This window comes from Bradyrhizobium genomosp. I (2014) (genome assembly GCF_000261685.1).
In the GTDB taxonomy this organism is placed as follows: Bacteria; Pseudomonadota; Alphaproteobacteria; order Rhizobiales; family Xanthobacteraceae; genus Bradyrhizobium.
On sequence record NZ_AJQE01000151.1, the window covers coordinates 14,692 to 36,045 of the forward strand.

Consider the following 21,354-nt stretch of genomic DNA (forward strand, 5'->3'; position numbering starts at 1 on the left):
AAGCGATGTCGAAGACGGATCATTCCCGGCAATCCCGACGCAGTTTCCTGGCCGCTGGCGCCGGTGTTGCGGCTTCGGTGCTCGCAAAGCCCGCCTTGGCCGGAGGCGGCAATCCGGCGAACCAGCCTCCAAACGTGCCGGAATGGACCAAGTCCCTCGGCGAAGGCGTCGCCGTGCGTCCGTACGGCAAGCCGTCGAAGTTCGAGAAGGACGTGGTCCGGCGCGACGTCGAATGGCTGACCGCCTCGCGCGAGTCCTCGGTGAGCTTCACGCCGCTGCACGAGCTCGAGGGCATCATCACCCCGAACGGCCTCTGTTTCGAGCGGCATCATGGCGGCATCGCCGAGGTCGATCCGGCCGATCATCGCCTGATGATCCATGGGCTGGTCGAGCGTCCGCTCATTCTCACGCTGAAGGAGCTGAAGCGCTATCCGCGCGTCAACCGCATCCACTTCATGGAATGCGCGGCGAATTCGGGCATGGAATGGCGCGGCGCCCAGCTCAATGGCTGCCAGTTCACCCACGGCATGATCCACTGCGTGCAGTATACCGGCGTGTCGCTGCGCACCCTGCTGGAAGAAGCCGGCGTCAAGACCAACGGCAAGTGGCTGCTGGTTGAAGGGGCCGACGCGGCCGCGATGGATCGCAGCCTGCCGATCGAGAAGGCGCTCGACGACTGCATCATCGCCTACAAGATGAACGGCGAGGCGCTCTATCCCGAGCAGGGCTATCCGATGCGGCTCGTGGTGCCGGGCTGGCAGGGCAATCTCTGGGTCAAGTGGCTGCGCCGCATCAAGGTCGGTGACCAGCCCTGGCACACCCGCGAGGAGACGTCGAAATACACCGACCTCCTGCCGAGCGGCAAGGCGCGCCGCTTCACCTGGTCGATGGACGCCAAGTCCGTGATCACGAGCCCGAGCCCGCAGGCACCGATCAGGCACGGCAAGGGCTTCACTATCGTCTCGGGGCTTGCCTGGAGCGGCAACGGCAAGGTCAAGCGCGTGGACGTCTCGCTCGACGGCGGCCGCAACTGGTGGCCGGCGCGGCTCGACGGGCCCGTTCTCGACAAGGCGCTGACGCGCTTCTACTACGAGTTCGACTGGAACGGTGAGCCGCTGCTGCTGCAGTCGCGGGTGCAGGACGAGACCGGATACGTGCAGCCGAGCAAGGCCGAGCTGCGCAGGATTCGCGGCGTCAACTCCATCTATCACAACAATGGCATCCAGACCTGGCATGTGCAGGCCAACGGTGAGGTCGAGAATGTCGAAGTCGCCTAAGTTCATTGCAGCCGCGCTGATAGCTTGCGCGCTGAGCGCTCAGGTGCTTGCGGAGCAGAAGCCGGACGCCAGGAGCGCTCCCCGCTATCACATCGGCCGCGCACCAACCGCGGACGAGATCCGCGGCTGGGATATCGATGTGCGGCCCGACGGCCAGGGCCTGCCGGAAGGCAAGGGCACGGTCGCCCAGGGTGAAAAGCTGTTCATGGACAATTGCGCGAGCTGTCACGGCGAGTTCGGCGAGGGCAGCGGCCGCTGGCCGGTGCTTGCCGGCGGCAAGGGCTCGCTGACGTCGGACAATCCGGTCAAGACGGTGGGCTCGTACTGGCCCTACGCGTCCACCGTGTTCGACTACGTCCGTCACGCCATGCCCTATGGCAATGCCGAGTCGCTGTCGGTCGACGAATACTATGCGCTGGTCGCCTATGTCCTCTACCTGAACGACATCGTCACCGACCAGAATTTCGAGCTGACCAACAGGAACCTCGCCACGATCAGGATGCCGAACGAGCAGGGCTTCGTGATGGACGATCGCGCCACGAGCGAGAAATCGTTCTGGCAGAAGGATCCCTGCATGAAGAACTGCATCGCGCCGGTGAAGATCACCGGGCGTGCCGCCGCCATCGACGTGACGCCCGAGGACAGCAAGGACGGGAAGTCACGGGGCGTGGAGTGAGATGCGGCCGGGCGAGCCGCCGCGGATTCTTTCGCGGTCTGATCGCTGCCGCCTTCATCGTGACAAGTCCCGCCGCCTCGTCACGGGCGGCCGAACCGCACAGGCTCGCGCTGCAGATCAGCGACGACGACCCGCTCAAGATGCGCGCCGTCCTCGATGTTGCGGCCAACGTCTCGCGGCATTATTCCGGGCTGGGCGAGGAGGTCGAGATCGTGGTCGTCGCCTTCAACGGCGGCCTCGACATGCTGCTCGAGGACCGCTCGCCGGTGAGGGAGCGCTTGGTGAATTTCCTGAAATCGATGCCCAATGTGAGCTTCACCGCCTGCGGCAACACGCTGGAGACGCTGGCGGTGAAGGAGGGCAGGCGGCCACCGCTGATCGAGGGCGTCAGCGTCACACAGGTCGGGGTTGCCGAGTTGATGGAACTGGCGGAGAAGAACTGGACGATTGTCCGGCCGTGAGGAGAAGCCGCCGATGCGATGGTTGATGGGACTGACAGTCTTGCTCGCGCTCGCCGTGCCTGCGGGTGCGGCCAAGCAGGAGCTCGAACTGTCGGTCGACGGCCGCACGACGCTCGCGACATTGCGCACACCGGCCGTGATGACACCGGACACGCCACTCGTCGTGATGACCCACGGCACGCTCGCGCACAAGGACATGGAAGTCATCCAGGGCGTTGCCGAGGCGTTGGAGCAGCGCGGCATCGCTTCGCTCGCCCATACGCTGTCGCTGGGGCTTGACCGCCGCAAGGGCATGTATGACTGCGCCGCGCGGCACGATTATGTCGTCGAGGATGCAGTTGCGGAGATCGGCGCCTGGGTCGCGCGGGCGAGGGGCATGTCCCGGCTCGTCGTCACGTTCGGCCATTCGCGCGGCGGCAACCAGGTCGCGCGGTATCTCGCTGCGAGCGATACCACTCCGGTGGCGGGTGCGGTGCTGCTGGCGCCGGTGACCGCAAAGGCCGAGGCCGATCTGCGCGGCTCCTACGCGCAGGCCTATGGCAAGCCGCTCGAGCCGTTTCTGGAGCTGGCGACGAAGGCGATCGCTGCGGGCCGCGGCGAAGAGTGGATGGACGTGCCGGGCTTCATCTATTGCCGCAATGCCGTGGTCACCGCACGCGCCTTCGCGTCCTTCTATGCCGCCGATGCCGGCCAGGACACGGCCGCGCTCGTGGCGCGCGCGAAGCCGCCGGTGCTGGTACTCGCCGCGACCAAGGATGCGGTCGTGCCCGACGTGGCAGCCTCCTTCGCTCCACTTGCCGGTTCGAGCGGCGGCAGGGTGCAGCTCGACAGGATCGAGGACGCCGATCATTTCTTCCGCGACCTGTTCGCGGAAGACGTCGCCGACCGCATCGCCGAGTTCATCAAGCAGACACGCTAGGGGGGACCATGCAGCGCCGATCCATGCTTCGCGCGAGCCTTGCCGGACTATTTGGTATTTTCGCGGTGCGCCAGGCGTCCGCGGCGACGGAAACGCCCGCGCGACAGCGCGTCGTCTATCATCTCGCCGATGCCGATCGCGTCGTCTTCGTTCTGGGCAATCTGCAGAACCACGTCGACGGCGTCGGTGGGCCCGGCAAGGCCGACATCAGGCTGGTCGTGCATGGGCCGGCGCTGCGTGCCTTTCATGCGCTCGCGGCCCAGGACCACACCGTTGCGATGATGTCGAAGCTCGTTGCTGCCGGCGTCGGCTTTGACGCTTGCGCCAACACGATGAAGGCGCAAGGCGTCAAGCTCGACGACCTCACGCCCGGCTTCGCGGTGGCCGAGAAGGGCGGCGTGGTGCGGCTCGCCGAGCTGCAACAACAGGGATATGCCTATCTGCGTCCCTGAGGCCGCTCCGACCCGGCATCCTGCGGCGTCGGAGCTTTGATCTGGCTCATGGGACGCGACGACGAGATCGCTAGAATTGCAGGCTCGCAGGAACAGCCGAGGCGGACGTGCTGACGCCGATCATCGATCTCTTGGGTGAAGACCGGCTGTCATGGCTCGGCGGGCTCCTGGTCGGAGGTCTGTTCGGGTACTTCGCTCAGCGCAGCCGCTTCTGCCTGCGTGCCGCGGCGGTCGAGTTCTCCCGTGGCGAGGGCGGACCGCGCCTTGCGGTCTGGCTCCTGACCTTTGCCGCGGCGCTGGTCGGCACGCAGGCGCTGGTCGCGCTCGGCTGGCTCGACGTTTCCGAGGCGCGTCAGCTCGCGCAGCAGGGCAGCATCTCCGGCGCTCTCGCGGGCGGCGTGATGTTCGGCTGCGGGATGATCCTCGCGCGCGGCTGCGCCAGCCGATTGCTCGTGCTCTCGGCCAATGGCAATCTGAGAGCCCTGCTTTCGGGGCTGGTGTTTGCAGTGACCGCCCAGGCCGCTTATCGCGGTCTGTTGTCGCCCGCACGCGAATGGGTGACCAATCTGTGGCTGGTCGATGGCGGACCGTCCCGCGACATCATGGCCGTGTTCGGCGCCGGTATCCCCGAGAAGCTCGCATTCGGGGGATTGTGGCTGATTGCCGGATTGGCTTTCGCCTTTCGCAGCAGCCTGCCACGCGGTCTCATCCTCTCCGCGCTTGCCACGGGAGCGGCGGTCGTTGCCGGCTGGCTCTTCACCTACCAGCTCTCGCAGGCCTCATTCGTGCCCGTGACGCTCAAGAGTCTCACCTTCAGCGGCCCTTCGGCCGAGTTGCTGATGTTGGTGCTGAACAGTTCGCAGCTCCGGCTCGGCTTCGACCTCGGCATCATTCCCGGCGTATTCCTCGGCTCATTCGCCGCAGCGGCGCGCGCGGGCGAGCTGAAGCTGGAAGGATTTTCGGACGGGCTCGGCATGAGACGCTATCTAGTCGGCGCGGTGCTGATGGGGTTCGGCGCGATGCTGGCGGGCGGCTGCGCGGTCGGCGCCGGGGTGACCGGCGCCTCGGTATTTGCGCTCACGGCTTGGCTCGTGCTTGCTGGCATGTGGCTCGGCGCAGGGCTGACCGACCTTCTCGTCGACCGTGCCGGCATGCCGCGACCGCACCAGGCGGCAAACTCGCCGGCGTCGGGAAGCTGATCTCATATTTTAGAGATTGCTAAATTTTACTTCTTGAATATGATTTTTGCCGATGCGAGCCGATCGAGCCGCAGGAACGCGGTAACGTGCCGCTGCCCCGGGGAAACGCACATGACCACCATCACGGAAAGCTACGTTCGCGAAGCGTCGCGCGCCGCGCGTATCGACTGGTCGCCCTATCTCGTCGGCGCCGGAATCGGGCTGTTGAGCTGGATCGCCTTTGCAGTATTCGGCGATCCGCTCGGCGTCACCACCGCCTATTCGCGCATCGCCTCGCTGTTCGCCGTCCCGGTGGTCGGGCCGGAGGCCGTGGCCCAGAATTCCTACTGGAAGAGCATGCCGCTGAAGTGGGATTACGGCGTCTGGTTCCTCGTCGGCATACCGCTTGGCGCGTTTCTCTCGGCGGTGATATCGGGCACGTGGCGCCTCGAGCTCGTGCCTGATGTATGGAAGGAGCGGTTCGGCCCGTCAGTTGCGAAACGTTTCGTGGCCGCGTTCCTCGGTGGCGTCGTGATCATGTACGGCGCCCGGCTTGCCGGCGGATGCACCAGCGGGCACGGCATCTCCGGCGGTTTGCAGCTTGCGGTCTCGAGCTGGCTGTTCCTGGCGGTCATGTTCGCCACCGGACTCGCTGTCTCCGCCCTCATGTTCCGTGCACGGTGAGGAGAATTGAGATGACCGCAATGATGACGATCCTTGGGCCGGTACTGATGGGTGCAGCTTTCGGCTTCCTCCTGCAGCGAGGCAAGGTGACGAGCTGCAACGTGATCGAGAATCAATTTCGGTTGCGCGACTTCACCGTGCTGAAGGTGATGGGCACGGCGATCGTGGTCGGCGGCATCGGCGTGCTGCTGCTCGTCGACACCGGCAACACGAAATACTACGTGAAGGATGCCAACATGCTGGCGGTGGCGCTCGGCGCCGCACTGTTCGGCGTCGGCATGGTGGTCTACGGCTACTGTCCTGGAACGGCGCTCGGCGCCATTGCAGCCGGAAGTGTTCATGCTCTGGTCGGCGCGCTCGGTATGATCGCCGGGGCCATCCTCTACGCGCTTAGCTTCGACTGGCTGAAAGCCCACGTGCTCAACGTCGGGGCGCTGGGCAAGGTTCGCCTTCCGGACGTGACGAACATCCCCGATATCGTCTGGTTCGCCGCACTGGCAGTCGGTGCCGGACTGTTCTTCTGGTGGGTCGAATCCACTGAAGCCAGGCAAAAGAGGGGTTAAAGCATGATCCGGAAAAGCGCGCAGCGGTTTTCCCTCGCGACAAACGCGGAACGCGTTTGCGCGGAGATCATGCTTAAACAACAACCTAAAGCGCGATGACGCGCTTTAGGTTCCCGCTTCCTGCGTCGAGGTGCGCGGAGGCAAGCTCATCGCTTGCGGGGGCGGCAGAAGAGCCGGTGCAAGTTTGAAAACAGCTCTTCGACCCGCCGGTCCGCGATGCGATACCACATCGTTTGCCCGTCGCGTCGGGCAGCGACGACGCCCTCTGCCTTCAGCTTGGCGAGGTGTTGGGACAGTGCCGAGGCGGAAAGACCGACGTCTTCGGCGAGAGCACTCGCGGCAACCTCGCCATATTCCACCAGCCTGCAAAGGATGAGCAGGCGGTGCTCATTGGCGAACATGCGCATGAGCGCAGCCACCTCTTTGGCCTGTCGCTCCAGTTCGGTCGTGTTCAGTTGGCGCATGACAGCGTTTCAATAGCATCTGTGTCGCCGCAGTCAAACACGCTCACGAGGTCCATTTCCCGTGGACGATCAACGAAAGTACCGAGACAATGGTCCGAATATGATCGGCGGCGGCGTTGGCTTCAGCCTGCCGACAGGTACCGGAACAGGACGTAGATCGCGACCGCGAAGATCAGTCCGGAAAAGACCGAGGTCAGAAGACCCCGGCGGGTGCCGAGCGACTTCGCCAACCGCGCACCGATCAGGCCGCCGAGAGTTCCTCCCGCGACGAAGAGGAAGGCGATCCGCCAGTCGATCAGTCCGGAGACGGCGTAGTTCGCCGCCGTGGTCAGCCCGAACGCCGTGACTGCAACCAGCGACGAGCCGATGGCATTCAGCATCGGCATGCCGGTCGCCAGCACCAGCGCAGGGACGATCAGGAAGCCGCCGCCGATCCCGAAGAAGCCGGACAACACCCCGACTCCGAGACCTGACACGATCAGCTTCGGCAGGTTTTCCCTGGACAATCTGACGCCGGGATCACCGAGATAGGCGCGATTGCGCAGCATCAGGCCGCCAACGACCATCATCAACACGGCGAACAGGGCGAGCAGTCGCTGCCCGTCCACGATCTTGCCGAGGGTCGAGCCAAGATAGGCGCCGACCACACCGGCGCTCGCGAAGATCGTGGCGCAGCGCCATTTCACATGTCCGCTGCGGGCATGCGTCGCAAGATTGGCGGCCGCATTGACGGCCACGGCGATCGCGCTCGTGCCGATGGCCACGTGCGGATCATTCAGGCCGACCACATAGACCAGGAGCGGAACGGCGAGGATCGAGCCGCCTCCGCCGACAAGGCCAAGCGAGAATCCCACGAGGACGCCGGAGGCCGTGGAGAGAGCCGCTTCCGTCAGGAGCGAATGCATTGCTGAACTCCAAGGGCCGGTCCTTCCAGGTCGGCGGCTTGGCTCTGACCGTGCACGCGAACCCGAGGGGCCGCGTGCCGGCTTCGGCCGGGTTGTCGGATCGTTACACGGGTGGTCCGGATCGCTTCCAGGCGTCGAGGCCGCCGTCGAGGATGTAGGCTTCGCACGCGCCGTTCAGTTTTGCTGCGAGGCGGGAGGCGTTCATCGAAGTTCGGGCGCCGCTCTTGCAGTGGAAGATTACGGCTGCCCCAGCTTTCACGGTCAGTTCCGCCTCGTGCAGTCGTGACAGCGGAAGATGATGAGCGCCCGTGATATTCTCGCGGGCGAATTCGTCGGCTTCGCGGATGTCGACGAGGATAGCGCCCTGGTCGACGAGACGGCGCGCGGCCGCGGGATCGATTTTCGGAAGTGACATCACATGCTCCTGTTCAACGTGGTTTGATTGGCTTGCAGTACAGTTCGTGTAAGGTCGCCAACAGCTTTTCGATGCGTGGATCGGCGATCCGGTACCAGGACGTCTGGCTTTCGCGCCGGTAGGTCACCAGGCCCTCATCGCGCATCTTTGCCAGATGCTGCGACAGGGCCGATTGGGACAGGCCGACGGAATCTGCGAGGGAATTGACGGTGGCCTCTCCCAGTTCCACGAGCCTGCAAAGGATCAGCAGCCGCCGCTCGTTGGCCACCGTTCGCAGCAAGTTCGCGATATCGCGGGCAGCGTTTTCGATGGCTTGCGAATTGAACACGACCGTCACATCCATTCCTCATTATTTAGGTATTGCTAAATTAGGAAGAACTAATATATCTGTCAAGACGCGAGGCGTCGAAACCATTGGGAGATGAGCTGATGGCGAAGCCGATCATCAAAGCCTTTTTCGACGAGCCGACGAATACGATCAGCTATCTCGTGGCCGATCCTGCGACCAAGGAAGCCGCCGTCATCGATCCCGTGCTCGACTACGATCACAACGCGGGCGCGGTCGATACACGTTCCGTCAAGGCGATCCTTCGAGAGGCCGAAGCGGAGGGCTTTCGCATCCGATGGGTGCTGGAGACACATGCTCATGCCGATCATCTCTCCGGCGCCCCCTACATCAAGGCCAAGACCGGCGCCCTGATCGGCATCGGCGAGCATATCAAGGACGTCCAGCGCATCTTCCGGCCGGTCTTCAACGCCATCGACCTGGCGACGGACGGCAGCGACTTCGACCACCTGTTCAAGGACGGCGAGCATTTCCAGGTGGGCGATCTCGATGTCGAGGTTCTGCACACGCCGGGCCACACTCCGGCGGATGTGTCCTACAAGATTGCGGACGCGGTGTTCGTCGGCGACACGATCTTCATGCCAGACTACGGCACGGCCCGCGCCGACTTCCCGGGCGGCGACGCGCAGCGGTTGTATCGCTCGATCAGGCGGCTGCTCGCGCTGGCTCCGGAGACCCGGCTGTTCATGTGCCACGATTACAAAGCTCCGGGTCGCGACGAATACGCCTGGGAAACGACGGTCGCGGAGCAGAAGAGCAAGAACGTTCACGTGAAGGAAGGCGTGGCCGAGAGCGACTTCGTGCGCATGCGCGCCAAGCGCGACGCCACGCTTGCCGCGCCGCGCCTTCTTCTGCCCTCGATCCAGGTCAACATCCGGGCGGGCAAGTTTCCTCCCAAGCAGTCCAATAGCGTGCGCTACTTGCAGATTCCGGTGAAGATGAAAGACGATGCCGAGTTCGGCCTGTGACGGTCCGAGCATCGCTCGGATCACTAACTCGTTCTCGCTCGGCATTTCGGAAGATGTGGCGTGAGTTCGAAATGGATCTCGCATCGACAAAGCGGTCCCATCTGCCACGCCAGAGTATCAAATCCCTTCGGCTGCGATCGCGCGATCGATCAGCTTGATCCACGTCAAGGACTGGAGCCGTATTCAGGACAATCCTGACAACGAGGTCGGCGAGCCGCGTGATGTCTGTCGTGCCTATTCTCCATTCGCTCTTGCTTTTGACGCTCGCAAACGGGTCCCCGGTCGTTGCCAAGAAGCTCTTTGGCTCCCGCTTCGCGCTGGCACTGGATGGGGGCGTCTCGTTCTTCGACGGCCGACCGGTATTCGGAGCTTCCAAGACCGTTCGCGGTCTGGTCGCATCGACCGTCGTGACTGCAATCGGTGCGACCGTTTTCGGTCTGAGCTTCCAATTGGGTGCCCTGGTGGCGATCGCCGCGATGGCTGGAGACTTGTTCTCCAGCTTCCTGAAACGGCGCATGAACCTGCCTCCAAGCAGCCAGGCCCTCGGATTGGATCAGGTTCCGGAATCGCTGTTTCCGCTCCTGGCCTGCCGGGATATGCTCGGGCTGAACTACGCCGATGTCTTCCTGACCGTCTGGATATTTCTCGTCGGCGAGCTCGCGATCTCCCGCGTACTATACACGTTGCGCGTTCGAGATCAGCCGTATTGAACCATCGGCGCGCCGGCGCAATCGGTGCAGCGTGATCTCCGGCGGGCAATTGAAGCGCACGGCCACGACGCTCGATCCTGCGCCCACGGACGTATAGCCGAGCATGTCATGATAGCGCCACGCGCCGGCCCCCATCCTGCGCGGCAGGACCGAGTCCAGCGTGATGGGGATCGATCCCGGAAGACAGATCTGACCTCCATGCGTATGCCCGCTCAGCAGCACGTCGAAGCCGGCATGCGCCGCCTGTCGGTAGACTTCCGGGGTATGCGACAGCAGGATCGAGAATGCACCGTCCGGGACATCCGACCCGACCTTCTCGATGTTATCCACCCTGAAGTAGTGCGCATCGTCGATGCCAGCGACGTATATCTCCTGATCCCCGCGCCTGATTGTCGCGCACTCATTCTGAAGCATGCGTATGCCCATCGCCTCGAGGCCGGGCAGCATCCTAATGGTGTCGTGATTGCCAAGCACGCCGAGAATAGGGGGATTCAGGTAAGCCGTTAACCGTTTCATGCCTTCAAGCGCTGCCTGGAATGGCCCGAAGGTCTTGCCGCGGTAGTCGCCGGTGAGAACGCACAGGTCGTAGGTCAGATCGGGAAGCAGCTTGATGAGCCGCCGCATGGCGGGCTCGCTCATGTCGACATGAGTGTCGCTGATATGGAGGATCGAGAATCCGTCAAACAGTGGCGGTAAATTGGCGCAATCGAAGTCGTTGTGCTTGACGACGATGTCTTCGGCATTGCGACGTCCCCGCCCGTAGAGGCCGGACAGCTTCAGGAGGTTTCGAATGAGCGAATGAAAGGAGTACCAGTTTTCGATATGAAAGAAGTTGAGACCCTGGCCAAATATCTGAGCCTCATGATCAGTTTCGATCCCGAGGCGCTGCCGTGCGTGTATCCGCCCGAGGCGCTGCTCCAATCTCGAAAGCAGTTCGTCTTCCACCTGGCTTGCCCCGGGATTCGCGGTCATCAACTGCATCTGCGCGCTCGCCCGTCATCCAGTGGACATTGGTCGATCTTCTTCAAGATATGACAGAGCCGCGCCTTGGCGCAGGGCCGCTTATCCGCGCCAATCGCTGCTATTGGGCGGCGCGTTGACCTGCGTCATGGCAGTCGCGCCAACATCTTTATAAGCTTACATGTAAAATGAGGTCTGGCCAACAGAGCTCGCGGCCCAACAGCATCGGAGGCTGACCAATGCGCGTTCTACTTCTGCTCGGCGAGACCGAATCCTCGCTTTGCGCCCGGGAGATTGCCTTCGATCTCGCCCGTTCTGGCGGAGCGCTCGTGACCGGCCTCTCTGGAATCGATCTGTCTTCCCTCACGGTTCCGATGATTGGCGGCATCGGCGCCTCGGCGTATCAGGTCAAGCTGGAAGAGATCCGGGGGCGGCAGGCGCGCGAGAATGACGCCCGGATACATGCGTCATATGGCGAAGCATGTGATGCGAGAGGTCTCGAATTCTCCTGGCTCTCTTTCGAGGGTGATGCGCCTGAAGTCTTCCGCGCTGCCTGCGAGACGCGTGATCTCATTGTCACCGGCCACGATACGACCTTTTCCGTCGATCGACCCGCATCGTTACCGGAATTGCTGTCGAATCTTCTCTTGCTGTCGCCGCGGCCGATTGTCGTCTGTGGCGCCGAGTATCGCCGTCCGAGCGATGTGTTGGTCGCATATGATGGGAGCCTGCCCGCCATGCGCGCCCTGCAAATGTACGTGCTTCTGGGATTGTGGCGCGAGGCTCGCGTGCACGTGACGTCTATCGCGACGGAGTCGGAGCTTGCGACCCGACGCGCTCATGCGGCGGCTGAGTTTTTACGTGGCCATGACGTCGACTGCACGATCGTTCCCATCGAAGCGACCGTGGATCCGTCCGAGGCGATCCGAATTGAGGTCATTGACCGAAACATCGGTCTGCTGGTGATGGGCGCGTTCGGTCATCGCGGCTGGAGCAACGCCCTGTTCGGCTCGACGACGCGACGATTGGCCGAGCGCCCGCCTTGTCCGCTGTTTCTCTTCCACTAGAAGCGGCGTCAGTGCCCATGCAGGTACGCGGCATACGCGCTGAATAGATAGACGGCCAGTAGCGCGATGCTGACCCAACCGATCGTGCCGCGGATGCGTGTTTCCGGCTTGTAGAGCATCGCGACAATGAAGAGTCCCGACATCACGACGGCCGCGAAAGCCGAGATCGCGTGCACCGGCGACACCGACGACAGCAGGGGTCCGTCGCGATAGGCGAGATCGTCGATCGCCAGTACAAGCACGTCGAACAGATTGCTGCCGAGCAGATTGCCAATTGCCATGTCGACGGCCTTGAGCCGCAGCGCACTGATGCTCACGACCAGTTCGGGGACAGACGTCGCCCCGGCGATCAGCAGAGTGCCGACGAAGCTCGTTTGCCAGCCCATGGTATCTGCGATTTGCGCTCCGACGAACGGCAACCAGGTTCCGGCGGCGACGATAACGGCGGCGGCAGCGGCATAGCGCAGCAGCGCTTCGGACAGGCTGAGGTCGGAGCCGGTCCGGAGTATCTGTGGGGGCTGGGGCGTACGACGCTCGTATTGGAAGGCCGCGCGCATTGCGACAAGGTAGAGCAGGGCGAGAAGCGGCGAGTAGATGCTGACGTGGAAAAACTGGACGCTCAGGGGTCCGCGACCAATCAGGATGATAGCGCCAACCGTTCCGATCAGAACGATTCCAAAACCTGCGGTTAGCACATGCCCCTGGTCGACTCGCCGGTACAAGGGCTCGTCGCGGCTCAACTCGTCGAGCAGGACCAGCATCACGAGGTTGAAGACACAACTGCCCAGAGCGTCTCCGACGGCAATGTCCGGCACGTCTGCAATGGCAACCGAACTGATGCCGGTGAACAATTCCGGCAATGAAGTGGCCGTGGCGAGCAGGACGAGGCCGATCCAGGATCGGCTCAATCCCGTCAAGCGCGCGATGACATCGCCGTACTGCGTTAGCACAGGGCCGGCAAGACCGATGGCGATGGCACAAAGAGCAAATTCGAGCCAGGGCAACGCGGCGGTCATCTAGCGGCCTCGGTTGGCAAGCGCGACGATTGCGCGGCCGACCTGAATGAGCAGCATTGGCGCCAAGCTGCAGCCGGCGACGATGGTCCACATCGCCACCGTCGGAGGGCTGACGTGCAAGACCTCCGCCGTCAGGGGCCAATAGGGAGGGACCGCGAGCAGAGCGCTGCAGAGGCCGACCGCAGCCCAGATCCATGGATTGCGCGTGACCTCGTTGGTCACGACACCGGAGCGGCTGCTGCGCATGTCGAAAACGTGCCAGAGTTGGGCGAATGCGATCGTCAGGAAGGTGGTGGTGACCACTGCTTCGCCGGTCCAGCCGGCCGAAAGCGCCAGCCCAAGCGCCGCGAAAGCTCCGCCCGCCAGCGCAATGCTCTGCAGCACGATCGCTGTCCATTGCCGACGACCGAGGATCGGCTCCTTCGGATCGCGCGGCGGCCGCGTGAGAATATCGCGTTCTCCCTCGCCCATCGCCAGTGCGAAAGCGGGGAATACGTCGGTCACGAGATTCAAGTACAGGATCTGCAGCGGCAGGATCGGCAGGGGCAGTGCCGCCGCAATCGCGATCCCAACGACTAGGACCTCGCTGAGATTGCAGGACAGAAGGTAAGCGGCGACCCGGCGGATATTGCCGAAAATGGTTCGGCCTTCCCGAACCGCCTTGACGATCGTCGGAAAGGCGTCGTCGAGCAGGATCATCGCCGCCGCCTGGCGCGCGACGTCGGTTCCGCGCAGGCCCATGGCGACGCCGATGTCGGCCTGCTTCAACGCCGGTGCATCGTTCACTCCATCTCCGGTCATCGCGACGATCTCACCGGACGCCTGATACGCGCGTACGATCGCAAGCTTCTCCGCCGGACTCACGCGGGCGAAGATGCCGACGCGCTTCAGTTCCTGCGGATGCTTTCCGATGAGACGCTCTATATGGCGGCCGTCTGCCACGTTGTCGGCTTCGAGCCCGATCGCACGGCCTATGCTGCGGGCCGTGACGGCGTGATCGCCGGTCACCATGACGACGCGGATGCCGGCATGACGGCAATCGCGGATCGCGTGCGGAACGTCGGCACGCGCTGGGTCTTCCAGGCCAACGAGGCCCACGAATATCAGCTCGCGATAGGGCTGGACATCTGCCGATGTCTCCAGTTTGGTCGCGCAGGCGAGCACGCGCAGGCCGTGCTGTCCGAGCTCGGCAATCCGCCCGCCCCATAGACGGCGCGCGGCTTCATCCAGCACGGTCTCGCCGCTCTCGGTGAGTATGCGGGTGCACGCCGCGAGCACACGCTCCGGTGCACCCTTCACGGCATAGAAATACGCGCCGTCGTGCCGGTGCACGGTCGCCATCATCTTGCTCTCGTTGTCGAAGGCGTGCTTGGCAGCGATCGGAAAGCCGTGCAGCAGCTCGCGGCGATTCAAGCCTGCCGCCCGGCCAGCCTCCAGCAGCGCCACTTCCATGGGATCGCCGCTATGCGCTACTCCCCCATGGCCAAGCGAGGCCTCGTTGCAAAGCACTGTTGTATGCAGCAGCCGCCGGAGCAGCGCATCGCCGGCAACCTCCTCCACGCCGGCCTTCTCGACTTCGCCGGACTCGACCCACAACCGCCGCACGGCCATCCGGTTCTCGGTGAGCGTGCCGGTCTTGTCAGTCAGGATCACTGTGGTCGCGCCCAATGTCTCGACCGCGGAGAGCCGCTCCAGAAGTGCATTCTGGCGGGCCATGCGCCACATCCCGCGGGCAAGGGCGAGCGTGGCCACGATCGGCAGGCCCTCGGGAATGGCGGCCACCGCGAGCGCGATCGACGATTCCACGACCAGGAACGCATCTTTGCCCTTCGCCATTCCAACCGCCGCGATCACAACGGTCAGAAGGCCGACGGCCCAAACGAGCTGTCCGGACAACCGTGCGAGCCTGCGTTCAACCGGCGAGCTTTCGGGCTCCGCTTCTTCGACGAGATGAGAAATGCGGCCGAGTTCGGTCTGGGAGCCCGTCGCGACGACCACGCCAAGGCCGCTGCCGCGCGTCACGGCCGTGCCCTTGAACAGCATCGATGTGCGCTCGGCGATCCGCGCATCTTCGGCGGCCGGCCTGGGCGCCTTGTCGACCGGCATCGACTCGCCCGTCAGCGTCGACTCGTCGGCCGCGAGACGCGAGGCCTCCACGATGCGCAAGTCGGCCGAGATCGCGTCGCCGGCTTCGACGAGGAGCATGTCGCCCGGCACGAGGTCCTCCGCCGGGAGTACGCGCGTGTGACCGTCGCGCCGCACGCGCGCCGATGTCCGACCGAGCGCACGCAGTGCCTCGATCGATCGTGCTGCCCTGATTTCGGTGATGAAACCAATGAGCGTGTTGAGCGCGAGAACCGCGACGATCGCGACGCCTTCCTCGAACTCGCCGAACCAGAAAGCGAGCGCGGCGGCTGCCGCGAGCAGGTACACTACCGGGCCCCGCAGCTGGTGAAGAAGTATGGTCAGGGCGCCGATCGGCTTCCTTGCAGCGATCGCGTTTGAGCCGAAGCGGATACGGCGCTCCGTCGCCTCAGCCTCCGCGAGGCCCTGCTCCGGATCGACTTGAAGCGCGCGAAGGACTTCGCTCGCCGATAACGAATGCGCGGTCGCTGTCCTCAGCCCAACGTCATGCATCAGATCGCGTCTCGACATCAGCCCAACGCCTTTCTCGGCTGCCTCCCCCCGGGCGCACCGAGAAAGACCAGGCCGCCGACGACAGCAATGAACGACAGCATCGGATGCATCCGTCGCGAGCGTGCCGGAGGTGTGATTGGAGGTCCGGGCACGGTATCCGCTTTGAGTCGTTCCATGCAAGGGCTTGCGGCTGTACCTATATCGACGAGGCCGCCGCGAGGCCTTTTGATTTCGGTCAATCTGACGGCCGCAAGAGCTGTCGCAAGTCCACGAGCTTGTTCAATTGGCCGAGAATGCTGCCGCTGATCTGATCAAGGCCCGCGCTACGGCCCAGCCGGCTGGGCCGGTGAGTGTTCGGGGCATGATTCGCGGTCGGCTGAACGAAGCGCCGGTCTGCGTGATGATGTCGCAGCAGGAGGTCGCCAGAGGTCGCAGCCTGCACAGGGCATGCCGTCGGTACTCTGAGCTAGATCAAGCCGTCAGGAACCTGCATGGATATGCTCTGGCAGCTTCCGTTCGGAGAGTCCCAATGGCCGTCAAGGACATCCTGCTCACCCTCACCAGCTATCCCGACCCGACCCCGGTCGCGGTGATCGACCGCGCCGTATCGCTGGCTTCTCTCCTCGGCGCCCACATCGCGGCGATCTCCTGTGAAGTCCATGTGCAAGTTCCCGGCAGCTTCCTGTCCGGCCCCGGCAATCTCGGGGCGATAGTGGCCAACGAGGCCCACAAGAGCAGAAAGAATGCACAGGATCTGCTGGCGACCTTTGAATCGACCGCAGAGAAATCCGGTGTCGTGCACGAGATCGTTCTCGATCGTTGCTTGTCGTCCGAGGTGCCGGGCATTTTGGCGGAGTATGCGCGGCTACGCGATCTCGCCATCGTGCCGGTGCCGGAATCCTACGATCAATGGCATGCCGAAGCGATCATCTTCGGGTCGGGGCGACCGACCCTGGTGCTTCCGGAAGCCTCGGCCTCCAGGGAGTTCGAACTGAACAGGGTCCTCATTGCGTGGGATTTCAGCCGCGCGGCTGCGCGTGCAGTATCCGACGCCATCCCGATCCTGGAGAAGGCGCGCGAGGTCTGCATCCTCACGGTAACCAATGAGAAGACGATTTCGAGCCGACGCTCGTCGTCCGAGCTCGCCAGGAACCTGTCGAGGCATGGCATCGATGTGGTCGTCGAGGAGGTCGATGCCGCTGGACGGGCCATCGGCAAGGTTCTCACCGAGCAGGTTGCCTCCCGCAGGGCGGATCTCCTCGTCATGGGGGCGTACGGTCATTCCCGTTTCCGGGAGTTCGTATTGGGAGGCGCGACCCGGAGTATCCTGACGAAGCCGCCGATTCCAGTGCTGTTGTCCCACTGATCAGGAGGCGAAAGTCACGATCCAACGCTGGGACGGTTTTGATCCAGGTCATGGCTGTGAACGACGCTTGCGGCTTGGCGTTCTTGATTCCTGCGGTTGATCCTACTCAAGCGACGATGCCGGTTTCGGGTGAGAGTGACGTTGCGGTAGCTGTGGAACCAAATCATGTCGTTTGAGCGGGTCCTGCGGTGGACCCTTGTTGCGATTGCAATCTCGGGATTGACCGCGGGCATTCTTGCGCGAGCCGCCGGCCACCCCGATCTGGCCGATGTCGCATGGGCGCTCGGCACGGCGCCCGTGATCGGCGGATTGGCGGTCTCGATTGCCAGGGACTTGCTGGGTGGCCGTCTGGGCGTGGATGCGATTGCGCTGCTGTCGATGAGCGCGGCGTTGGCGCTGGGCCAACCGCTTGCCGGGGCCGTGGTTGCGCTCATGTATTCCGGCGGCAACGTGCTGGAGGATATCGCGATCGCAAGGGCGGAGCGTGACCTGAGATCCCTGGTTGATCGGGCACCGCGGCAGGCCCATCGCAGGAGCAACGAGAGAATCGAGGAGGTTCCGATCGAGGAAGTCGCGGTCGGCGACGAGCTCCTCGTCAGGGCCGGCGAGATCGTGCCTGTCGACGGTATCGTTGGCTCGGTCTCGGCCACGATCGACGAGTCCGCGGTCACAGGCGAACCCATTCCGGTCGAGAAGACACGCGGCAGCGCAGTTCTCTCCGGTTCGTTGAATGCTGGTGAGACCTTCGAGTTGACCGTGACCGCACCGGCTGGCGAGAGCACCTACGCCGGCATCGTGCGCATGGTGACGGCGGCCCAGACGTCGAAGGCTCCCTTCGTGCGAATGGCCGATCGCTTCGCACTCGTTCTTCTGCCGGTTACGCTCGTCTTCGCTTTCCTGGCGTGGCGGATTTCCGGCGATCTGACCCGCAGCCTTGCCGTGCTGGTGGCGGCGACGCCTTGTCCCCTGATTTTGGCCGCACCCGTCGCCTTCATCGCCGGCGTGGCCCAAGCGGCACGCCGCGGCATCCTGGCCAAGGGCGGTGCGGCGTTGGAGGCGCTGGCCCGCGCACATACCGTGCTCTTCGACAAGACCGGCACCCTGACGGTGGGAGGGGCGCGATTGCTCTCTGTCGAGGTCGCGCCGGGGCAGGACGCGGACGAGGTCCTCGCGCTTGGGGCATCGCTCGAGCAAGCCTCGCATCATGTGCTCGCGAAGGCGGTCGTTGCTGCGGCCGTCGATCGCGGTCTCGAGCTGAAGCGGCCGGAACAGGTCAAGGAGACCATGGGTTCTGGCCTGAGCGGCCTGATCGATGGACGCCAAGTCACCGCAGGCTCGCGAGAGATGCTTCTTTCGCATGCCGAGCTATCGCCATGGGAACTGCGCGCCATCCGGCGCGCCTCGTGGCGTTCGGCGTTGATCGTTTTCATTGCCGTGGATGGGCGTCCAATCGGCGCGCTGCTGCTGGCCGACGAGCTGCGGGCCGATACGCCACGCGCGATCCGGCTGCTGCGCGATGCCGGTATTGCGCGAATGGTGATGGTCACGGGTGATCGCGCCGCAGCGGCGCAGGCCATCGGTGCCGCGCTCGACCTCGATGCCGTGCTGGCCGACCGCGTTCCGTCGGACAAGGTCGAGGCGGTACGCAGTGAACAGCGCCTTCATCCGACCATCATGGTCGGCGACGGCATCAATGATGCCCCTGCGCTGGCCGTGGCCGACATCGGGGTCGCGCTCGGCGCGCGCGGCGCGAGCGCCTCGTCCGAGGCGGCAGATGTGGTGATCCTGGCAGACCGGCTCGATCGGGTTGGCGAAGCGATCATGATTGCACAGCGGGCGCGGCGCATCGCCCTGCAAAGCATCGTCGTCGGCATGGGGCTGTCGTTGGCGGCAATGGTCGCCGCCACTCTGGGCTGGCTCGATCCCGTGCCCGCGGCGATCGTCCAGGAGGTGATCGATGTCGCGGTCATTCTGAACGCGCTGCGGGCGCTCACTCCGGCCCTCGTCAGGGGCGGCCCGCGCATCACGACAGAGCAAGGCTTGAGCTTGCATCACGATCATCAGGCTCTCTTCAGGGATCTCGACCGCTTGCGCAAGATCGTCGACGCGCTGGACGACGTGACGCCCGAATCCGCCGCGGCGCTCATCGAGGAAGCCCAGCGCCTGGTTCAGGGCAGCGTCGTGATGCACGAGCGCGACGATGAGGACAGCGTCTATCCAAGGCTTGCGGAGGTGCTGCGCGAGCGCCACGGCCTCTCTGCCATGAGCCGCGCGCATCGGGAGATCCTGCACCTCGCCCGGCTGCTCACTCGGATCGCCGAGGACCTGCCGTCCGAGAAGGTCGACCGCTATCTGGTCCGGGACGCTCAGCGGGTCATCGAGGCCATCGAAACGTTGGTGCGCATGCACACGGCCCAGGAGGAGGATATCTACGAAGCCGTGGCCGCCGAGGGACCGGCTTAGCCTGTCGGCCCGCGCACTTCTTCACCAAGCCGTGAGAGCGAAGGAGCCCAGAAGGAGCGCGTGCCGCTCCGTAAGGCCGCCGCTGCGACGAGAACGTAAATTCCTGCGCCGATCGTGACGCCGAGCCCGTAGAGGACCGCATGGGTCAGCGTGAGTGATCGAACAAGCTTCGGCGGGCATCATTTACCGTCCGGGTGCTGCAGTCGTAACCCTTTGATTTGCATCAGTGTGCGGGTTGAGTTCTTTGCTTTGATGGGAAACCAAGCTGGAGGAACTCTCATGCGACGCCGAACCATCGTTGCAGCGCTGCTGTTTGCCACCTTGAGCTATCCCGCACTTGGCCAGATGGCAGCCGATCACGAGGCCCACCATCCGGGGCAGGACCAAGTGTCTGCGCCCGCCCCAACAAATTCCACGTCGAGCCAATCGCAAGGGCAACAAGGCATGAGCGGGGGCACGATGGGAATGATGGGCCGCGGTATGAAAGGCCGCGGTCCCGCCTCCGGAGACCCGATGGGAACTCCAATCATGTTCCGAATGATATTCGCTCTGATGGACGCGGATGGCGACGGGACCGTCTCATTGCCGGAGTTTCAGGTGGCGCACGAGCGCATTTTCAAGGCAATGGACGGCAACAAGGATGGCAAGCTGACTCAGGAGGAGATGCGGGCCTTCATGCACGGGACACGAAGCCCCGCTCCGCCGCAATAACGGTCTCATCCGAGCGTGACAGCGAAGGCTCGCGAAGAGCCGGGATCGGCTGGCGTCATATTGCGCGGGGATAACGTGCCGTTGTGAACGGTACCAGCGATTGCGTCATCGCGAGACGGATCTCGCTCATGCCGCGGTGCAGGACATCATCCGTCGACCACTTCCTGCCGTGATCCGGCTGAAGCCGGACTGTCGCCGCCGGTTTGTCGTGCGCGTGCGATCTTGCGACAAAGACAGGCTGTCTCATGACGAAGCCGAGTGCGGGGGCTGCCGGTATGAGCGACCCGGTTGAGATGATCGCTGGACCTCCTCCGAAGAGTTTCCTTGCTTTCAGTTGGGAGATCGCGACAGCCAGGAGTTTGCTGTGCAGCTCATGACGAGCAGGATTGAGTCAGCTCAATGCAAAACGGCTCAGTCAATTCAAGCTGGCGCTGCAACGTCATGAGAGAAGGGCCACATGCAGAACCTCAAGCCGGCATTCTGGGGCAGTCTGGCGGTTGTCGTCCTGCTGTGGCTGGTTGCGGAGCCTCAGCCATTTGGGCCGGGCTCCTTTTTCCCGCTTCGCGAGAGGATGGTGCAGTTGAGCGGCGTCCTGGCGATCGGTTGCATGAGCATGGCGATGATGCTTGCACTACGACCGCGTTGGCCGGAGGCGTTGGTTGGGCGGCCTCGACAAGATGTACCGCCTGCACAAATGGTTCGGCATCGCAGCGCTTGTGGATGCAGCAAAGATCGAAACTCGGACGGTCGCAACTCAGCTCGAGTTCGACCTCGGGTTCACCGAACACCTCGATGGCATCTTCAATAGTATTGATTGTGAAGGTCAAGACGTCGCCGCGTTCATCGGCGACCCGGCGATCGATTGGTCCCGTCGGAGCACCGTAGTAGCCGCCGACAGTAGATGCGGGTCTTAGCCAACATCCCCGAGATTCCCGACGCCATCGTCGACATCGGCCGCAAGTTCGAGATGCACATGCCGTCCGACCGTCCCGGCATGATCAAGCGCAAGCGCCTGCTCGATCTGCTACGGCAGCACGGCGAGGAGGAGCGGCCGCGCCAATAGAAACCCCTCTGAGGAGAGCAATCGGTTGGCCGCCAGGATCGCGCAGGTTGCGC

Annotated in this window: 23 protein-coding genes; 16 read left to right on the top strand and 7 right to left on the bottom strand. The window is 63.8% G+C overall.

Features of this window, described 5'->3' with window-relative positions; all coding sequences use genetic code 11:
* Window positions 1–5: 5 nt before the first annotated feature.
* The 8 genes from soxC (at window position 6) to IC50_RS14670 (ending at window position 6,210) form a co-directional block, all read left to right on the top strand.
* Window positions 6–1,277 carry a sulfite dehydrogenase gene (soxC, locus tag IC50_RS14635; RefSeq protein ID WP_035705551.1) on the top strand — a complete coding sequence of 424 codons (1,272 nt, stop codon included), beginning with the start codon at window positions 6–8 and terminating at the stop codon, window positions 1,275–1,277.
* Window positions 1,261–1,953 (top strand): c-type cytochrome, encoded by a 693-nt coding sequence (locus tag IC50_RS14640; RefSeq protein WP_035705554.1) that lies wholly within the window; start codon window positions 1,261–1,263, stop codon window positions 1,951–1,953. The genes soxC and IC50_RS14640 overlap by 17 nt, the downstream gene beginning before the upstream one ends.
* Before the next feature lie 56 nt (window positions 1,954–2,009).
* Window positions 2,010–2,414 (top strand): DsrE family protein, encoded by a 405-nt coding sequence (locus IC50_RS14645; RefSeq protein WP_244429586.1) that lies wholly within the window; start codon window positions 2,010–2,012, stop codon window positions 2,412–2,414.
* A 13-nt stretch (window positions 2,415–2,427) separates the two neighbouring features.
* Window positions 2,428–3,333 carry an alpha/beta hydrolase gene (locus tag IC50_RS14650; RefSeq protein ID WP_035705623.1) on the top strand — a complete coding sequence of 302 codons (906 nt, stop codon included), beginning with the start codon at window positions 2,428–2,430 and terminating at the stop codon, window positions 3,331–3,333.
* Between the two features lie 8 nt (window positions 3,334–3,341).
* Window positions 3,342–3,785 carry a DsrE family protein gene (locus IC50_RS14655; RefSeq protein WP_035705557.1) on the top strand — a complete coding sequence of 148 codons (444 nt, stop codon included), beginning with the start codon at window positions 3,342–3,344 and terminating at the stop codon, window positions 3,783–3,785.
* A 107-nt stretch (window positions 3,786–3,892) separates the two neighbouring features.
* Window positions 3,893–4,984 carry a YeeE/YedE family protein gene (locus IC50_RS14660; RefSeq protein WP_035705560.1) on the top strand — a complete coding sequence of 364 codons (1,092 nt, stop codon included), beginning with the start codon at window positions 3,893–3,895 and terminating at the stop codon, window positions 4,982–4,984.
* Between the two features lie 111 nt (window positions 4,985–5,095).
* Complete coding sequence (locus IC50_RS14665; protein WP_085973748.1) at window positions 5,096–5,647, top strand: YeeE/YedE thiosulfate transporter family protein; 552 nt, start codon at window positions 5,096–5,098, stop codon at window positions 5,645–5,647.
* Between the two features lie 11 nt (window positions 5,648–5,658).
* Window positions 5,659–6,210, top strand: coding sequence for a YeeE/YedE thiosulfate transporter family protein (locus IC50_RS14670; RefSeq protein ID WP_035705563.1), 552 nt, complete (start codon window positions 5,659–5,661; stop codon window positions 6,208–6,210).
* A 146-nt stretch (window positions 6,211–6,356) separates the two neighbouring features.
* Here IC50_RS14670 and IC50_RS14675 read toward each other — a convergent pair whose 3' ends face one another.
* The 4 genes from IC50_RS14675 to IC50_RS14690 form a co-directional block, all read right to left on the bottom strand.
* Window positions 6,357–6,674, bottom strand: a complete 318-nt coding sequence (locus IC50_RS14675; RefSeq protein ID WP_035705566.1) for an ArsR/SmtB family transcription factor — start codon at window positions 6,672–6,674, stop codon at window positions 6,357–6,359.
* Between the two features lie 122 nt (window positions 6,675–6,796).
* Window positions 6,797–7,579, bottom strand: a complete 783-nt coding sequence (locus IC50_RS14680) for a sulfite exporter TauE/SafE family protein (RefSeq protein WP_035705569.1) — start codon at window positions 7,577–7,579, stop codon at window positions 6,797–6,799.
* A 103-nt stretch (window positions 7,580–7,682) separates the two neighbouring features.
* Window positions 7,683–7,994, bottom strand: a complete 312-nt coding sequence (locus IC50_RS14685) for a rhodanese-like domain-containing protein (protein WP_035705630.1) — start codon at window positions 7,992–7,994, stop codon at window positions 7,683–7,685.
* A 13-nt stretch (window positions 7,995–8,007) separates the two neighbouring features.
* Window positions 8,008–8,337, bottom strand: coding sequence for an ArsR/SmtB family transcription factor (locus tag IC50_RS14690; protein WP_085973749.1), 330 nt, complete (start codon window positions 8,335–8,337; stop codon window positions 8,008–8,010).
* 86 nt (window positions 8,338–8,423) lie between these two features.
* Here IC50_RS14690 and IC50_RS14695 point away from each other — a divergent pair, with 86 nt between their 5' ends.
* Window positions 8,424–9,308, top strand: a complete 885-nt coding sequence (locus IC50_RS14695; RefSeq protein WP_035705572.1) for an MBL fold metallo-hydrolase — start codon at window positions 8,424–8,426, stop codon at window positions 9,306–9,308.
* A gap of 221 nt (window positions 9,309–9,529) precedes the next feature.
* A complete protein-coding gene (locus tag IC50_RS14700; protein ID WP_035705575.1) occupies window positions 9,530–10,018 on the top strand; it encodes a CDP-archaeol synthase in 489 nt (162 codons plus the stop codon).
* On the opposite strand, the gene IC50_RS14705 is transcribed toward IC50_RS14700, so the two are convergent.
* The gene (locus IC50_RS14705) at window positions 9,983–10,999 is read right to left on the bottom strand and encodes a metallophosphoesterase (RefSeq protein ID WP_244429583.1); all 1,017 of its coding nucleotides are present in this window, start codon (window positions 10,997–10,999) and stop codon (window positions 9,983–9,985) included. The genes IC50_RS14700 and IC50_RS14705 overlap by 36 nt on opposite strands.
* Window positions 11,000–11,217: 218 nt before the next feature.
* On the opposite strand from IC50_RS14705, the gene IC50_RS14710 reads away from it, so the two are divergent.
* The gene (locus IC50_RS14710; protein ID WP_035705578.1) at window positions 11,218–12,045 is read left to right on the top strand and encodes a universal stress protein; all 828 of its coding nucleotides are present in this window, start codon (window positions 11,218–11,220) and stop codon (window positions 12,043–12,045) included.
* An 8-nt stretch (window positions 12,046–12,053) separates the two neighbouring features.
* Here IC50_RS14710 and IC50_RS14715 read toward each other — a convergent pair whose 3' ends face one another.
* Together IC50_RS14715 and IC50_RS14720 are read right to left on the bottom strand one after the other, a co-directional pair.
* On the bottom strand, window positions 12,054–13,061 hold the full coding sequence (locus tag IC50_RS14715) for a sodium:calcium antiporter (RefSeq protein WP_035705581.1): 1,008 nt from the start codon (window positions 13,059–13,061) through the stop codon (window positions 12,054–12,056).
* Entirely contained in the window at window positions 13,062–15,716 is a 2,655-nt protein-coding gene (locus tag IC50_RS14720; protein ID WP_081492442.1) for a cation-translocating P-type ATPase, read from the bottom strand.
* A gap of 511 nt (window positions 15,717–16,227) precedes the next feature.
* Here IC50_RS14720 and IC50_RS14725 point away from each other — a divergent pair.
* The 5 genes from IC50_RS14725 to IC50_RS41310 all read left to right on the top strand — a co-directional run bounded on the left by IC50_RS14725 (window position 16,228) and on the right by IC50_RS41310 (window position 21,301).
* Window positions 16,228–17,064, top strand: a complete 837-nt coding sequence (locus IC50_RS14725) for a universal stress protein (protein ID WP_035705587.1) — start codon at window positions 16,228–16,230, stop codon at window positions 17,062–17,064.
* A gap of 165 nt (window positions 17,065–17,229) precedes the next feature.
* Window positions 17,230–19,527 (top strand): heavy metal translocating P-type ATPase, encoded by a 2,298-nt coding sequence (locus IC50_RS14730; RefSeq protein WP_035705590.1) that lies wholly within the window; start codon window positions 17,230–17,232, stop codon window positions 19,525–19,527.
* A gap of 279 nt (window positions 19,528–19,806) precedes the next feature.
* Window positions 19,807–20,238, top strand: coding sequence for an EF-hand domain-containing protein (locus IC50_RS14735; RefSeq protein ID WP_035705638.1), 432 nt, complete (start codon window positions 19,807–19,809; stop codon window positions 20,236–20,238).
* A 659-nt stretch (window positions 20,239–20,897) separates the two neighbouring features.
* Complete coding sequence (locus IC50_RS43090; protein ID WP_244429584.1) at window positions 20,898–21,152, top strand: hypothetical protein; 255 nt, start codon at window positions 20,898–20,900, stop codon at window positions 21,150–21,152.
* Window positions 21,140–21,301: a hypothetical protein gene (locus IC50_RS41310; protein ID WP_244429585.1), complete on the top strand. Its 162-nt coding sequence runs from the start codon at window positions 21,140–21,142 to the stop codon at window positions 21,299–21,301. The genes IC50_RS43090 and IC50_RS41310 overlap by 13 nt, the downstream gene beginning before the upstream one ends.
* The last annotated feature ends 53 nt before the right edge of the window (window positions 21,302–21,354 follow it).

Coding starts and splice junctions, on each gene's coding strand:
- IC50_RS14670 (WP_035705563.1), top strand. CDS start 5,659: ATGACCGCAATGATGACGATCCTTGGGCCGGTACTGATGGGTGCAGCT.
- IC50_RS14685 (WP_035705630.1), bottom strand. CDS start 7,994: ATGTCACTTCCGAAAATCGATCCCGCGGCCGCGCGCCGTCTCGTCGAC.
- IC50_RS14710 (WP_035705578.1), top strand. CDS start 11,218: ATGCGCGTTCTACTTCTGCTCGGCGAGACCGAATCCTCGCTTTGCGCC.
- IC50_RS14730 (WP_035705590.1), top strand. CDS start 17,230: ATGTCGTTTGAGCGGGTCCTGCGGTGGACCCTTGTTGCGATTGCAATC.
- IC50_RS14650 (WP_035705623.1), top strand. CDS start 2,428: ATGCGATGGTTGATGGGACTGACAGTCTTGCTCGCGCTCGCCGTGCCT.
- IC50_RS14705 (WP_244429583.1), bottom strand. CDS start 10,999: ATGCAGTTGATGACCGCGAATCCCGGGGCAAGCCAGGTGGAAGACGAA.
- IC50_RS14725 (WP_035705587.1), top strand. CDS start 16,228: ATGGCCGTCAAGGACATCCTGCTCACCCTCACCAGCTATCCCGACCCG.
- IC50_RS14735 (WP_035705638.1), top strand. CDS start 19,807: ATGCGACGCCGAACCATCGTTGCAGCGCTGCTGTTTGCCACCTTGAGC.
- IC50_RS14675 (WP_035705566.1), bottom strand. CDS start 6,674: ATGCGCCAACTGAACACGACCGAACTGGAGCGACAGGCCAAAGAGGTG.
- IC50_RS14680 (WP_035705569.1), bottom strand. CDS start 7,579: ATGCATTCGCTCCTGACGGAAGCGGCTCTCTCCACGGCCTCCGGCGTC.
- IC50_RS14695 (WP_035705572.1), top strand. CDS start 8,424: ATGGCGAAGCCGATCATCAAAGCCTTTTTCGACGAGCCGACGAATACG.
- IC50_RS14665 (WP_085973748.1), top strand. CDS start 5,096: ATGACCACCATCACGGAAAGCTACGTTCGCGAAGCGTCGCGCGCCGCG.
- soxC (WP_035705551.1), top strand. CDS start 6: ATGTCGAAGACGGATCATTCCCGGCAATCCCGACGCAGTTTCCTGGCC.
- IC50_RS14700 (WP_035705575.1), top strand. CDS start 9,530: ATGTCTGTCGTGCCTATTCTCCATTCGCTCTTGCTTTTGACGCTCGCA.
- IC50_RS14690 (WP_085973749.1), bottom strand. CDS start 8,337: ATGGATGTGACGGTCGTGTTCAATTCGCAAGCCATCGAAAACGCTGCC.
- IC50_RS14720 (WP_081492442.1), bottom strand. CDS start 15,716: ATGTCGAGACGCGATCTGATGCATGACGTTGGGCTGAGGACAGCGACC.
- IC50_RS14640 (WP_035705554.1), top strand. CDS start 1,261: ATGTCGAAGTCGCCTAAGTTCATTGCAGCCGCGCTGATAGCTTGCGCG.
- IC50_RS14655 (WP_035705557.1), top strand. CDS start 3,342: ATGCAGCGCCGATCCATGCTTCGCGCGAGCCTTGCCGGACTATTTGGT.
- IC50_RS41310 (WP_244429585.1), top strand. CDS start 21,140: ATGCGGGTCTTAGCCAACATCCCCGAGATTCCCGACGCCATCGTCGAC.
- IC50_RS14715 (WP_035705581.1), bottom strand. CDS start 13,061: ATGACCGCCGCGTTGCCCTGGCTCGAATTTGCTCTTTGTGCCATCGCC.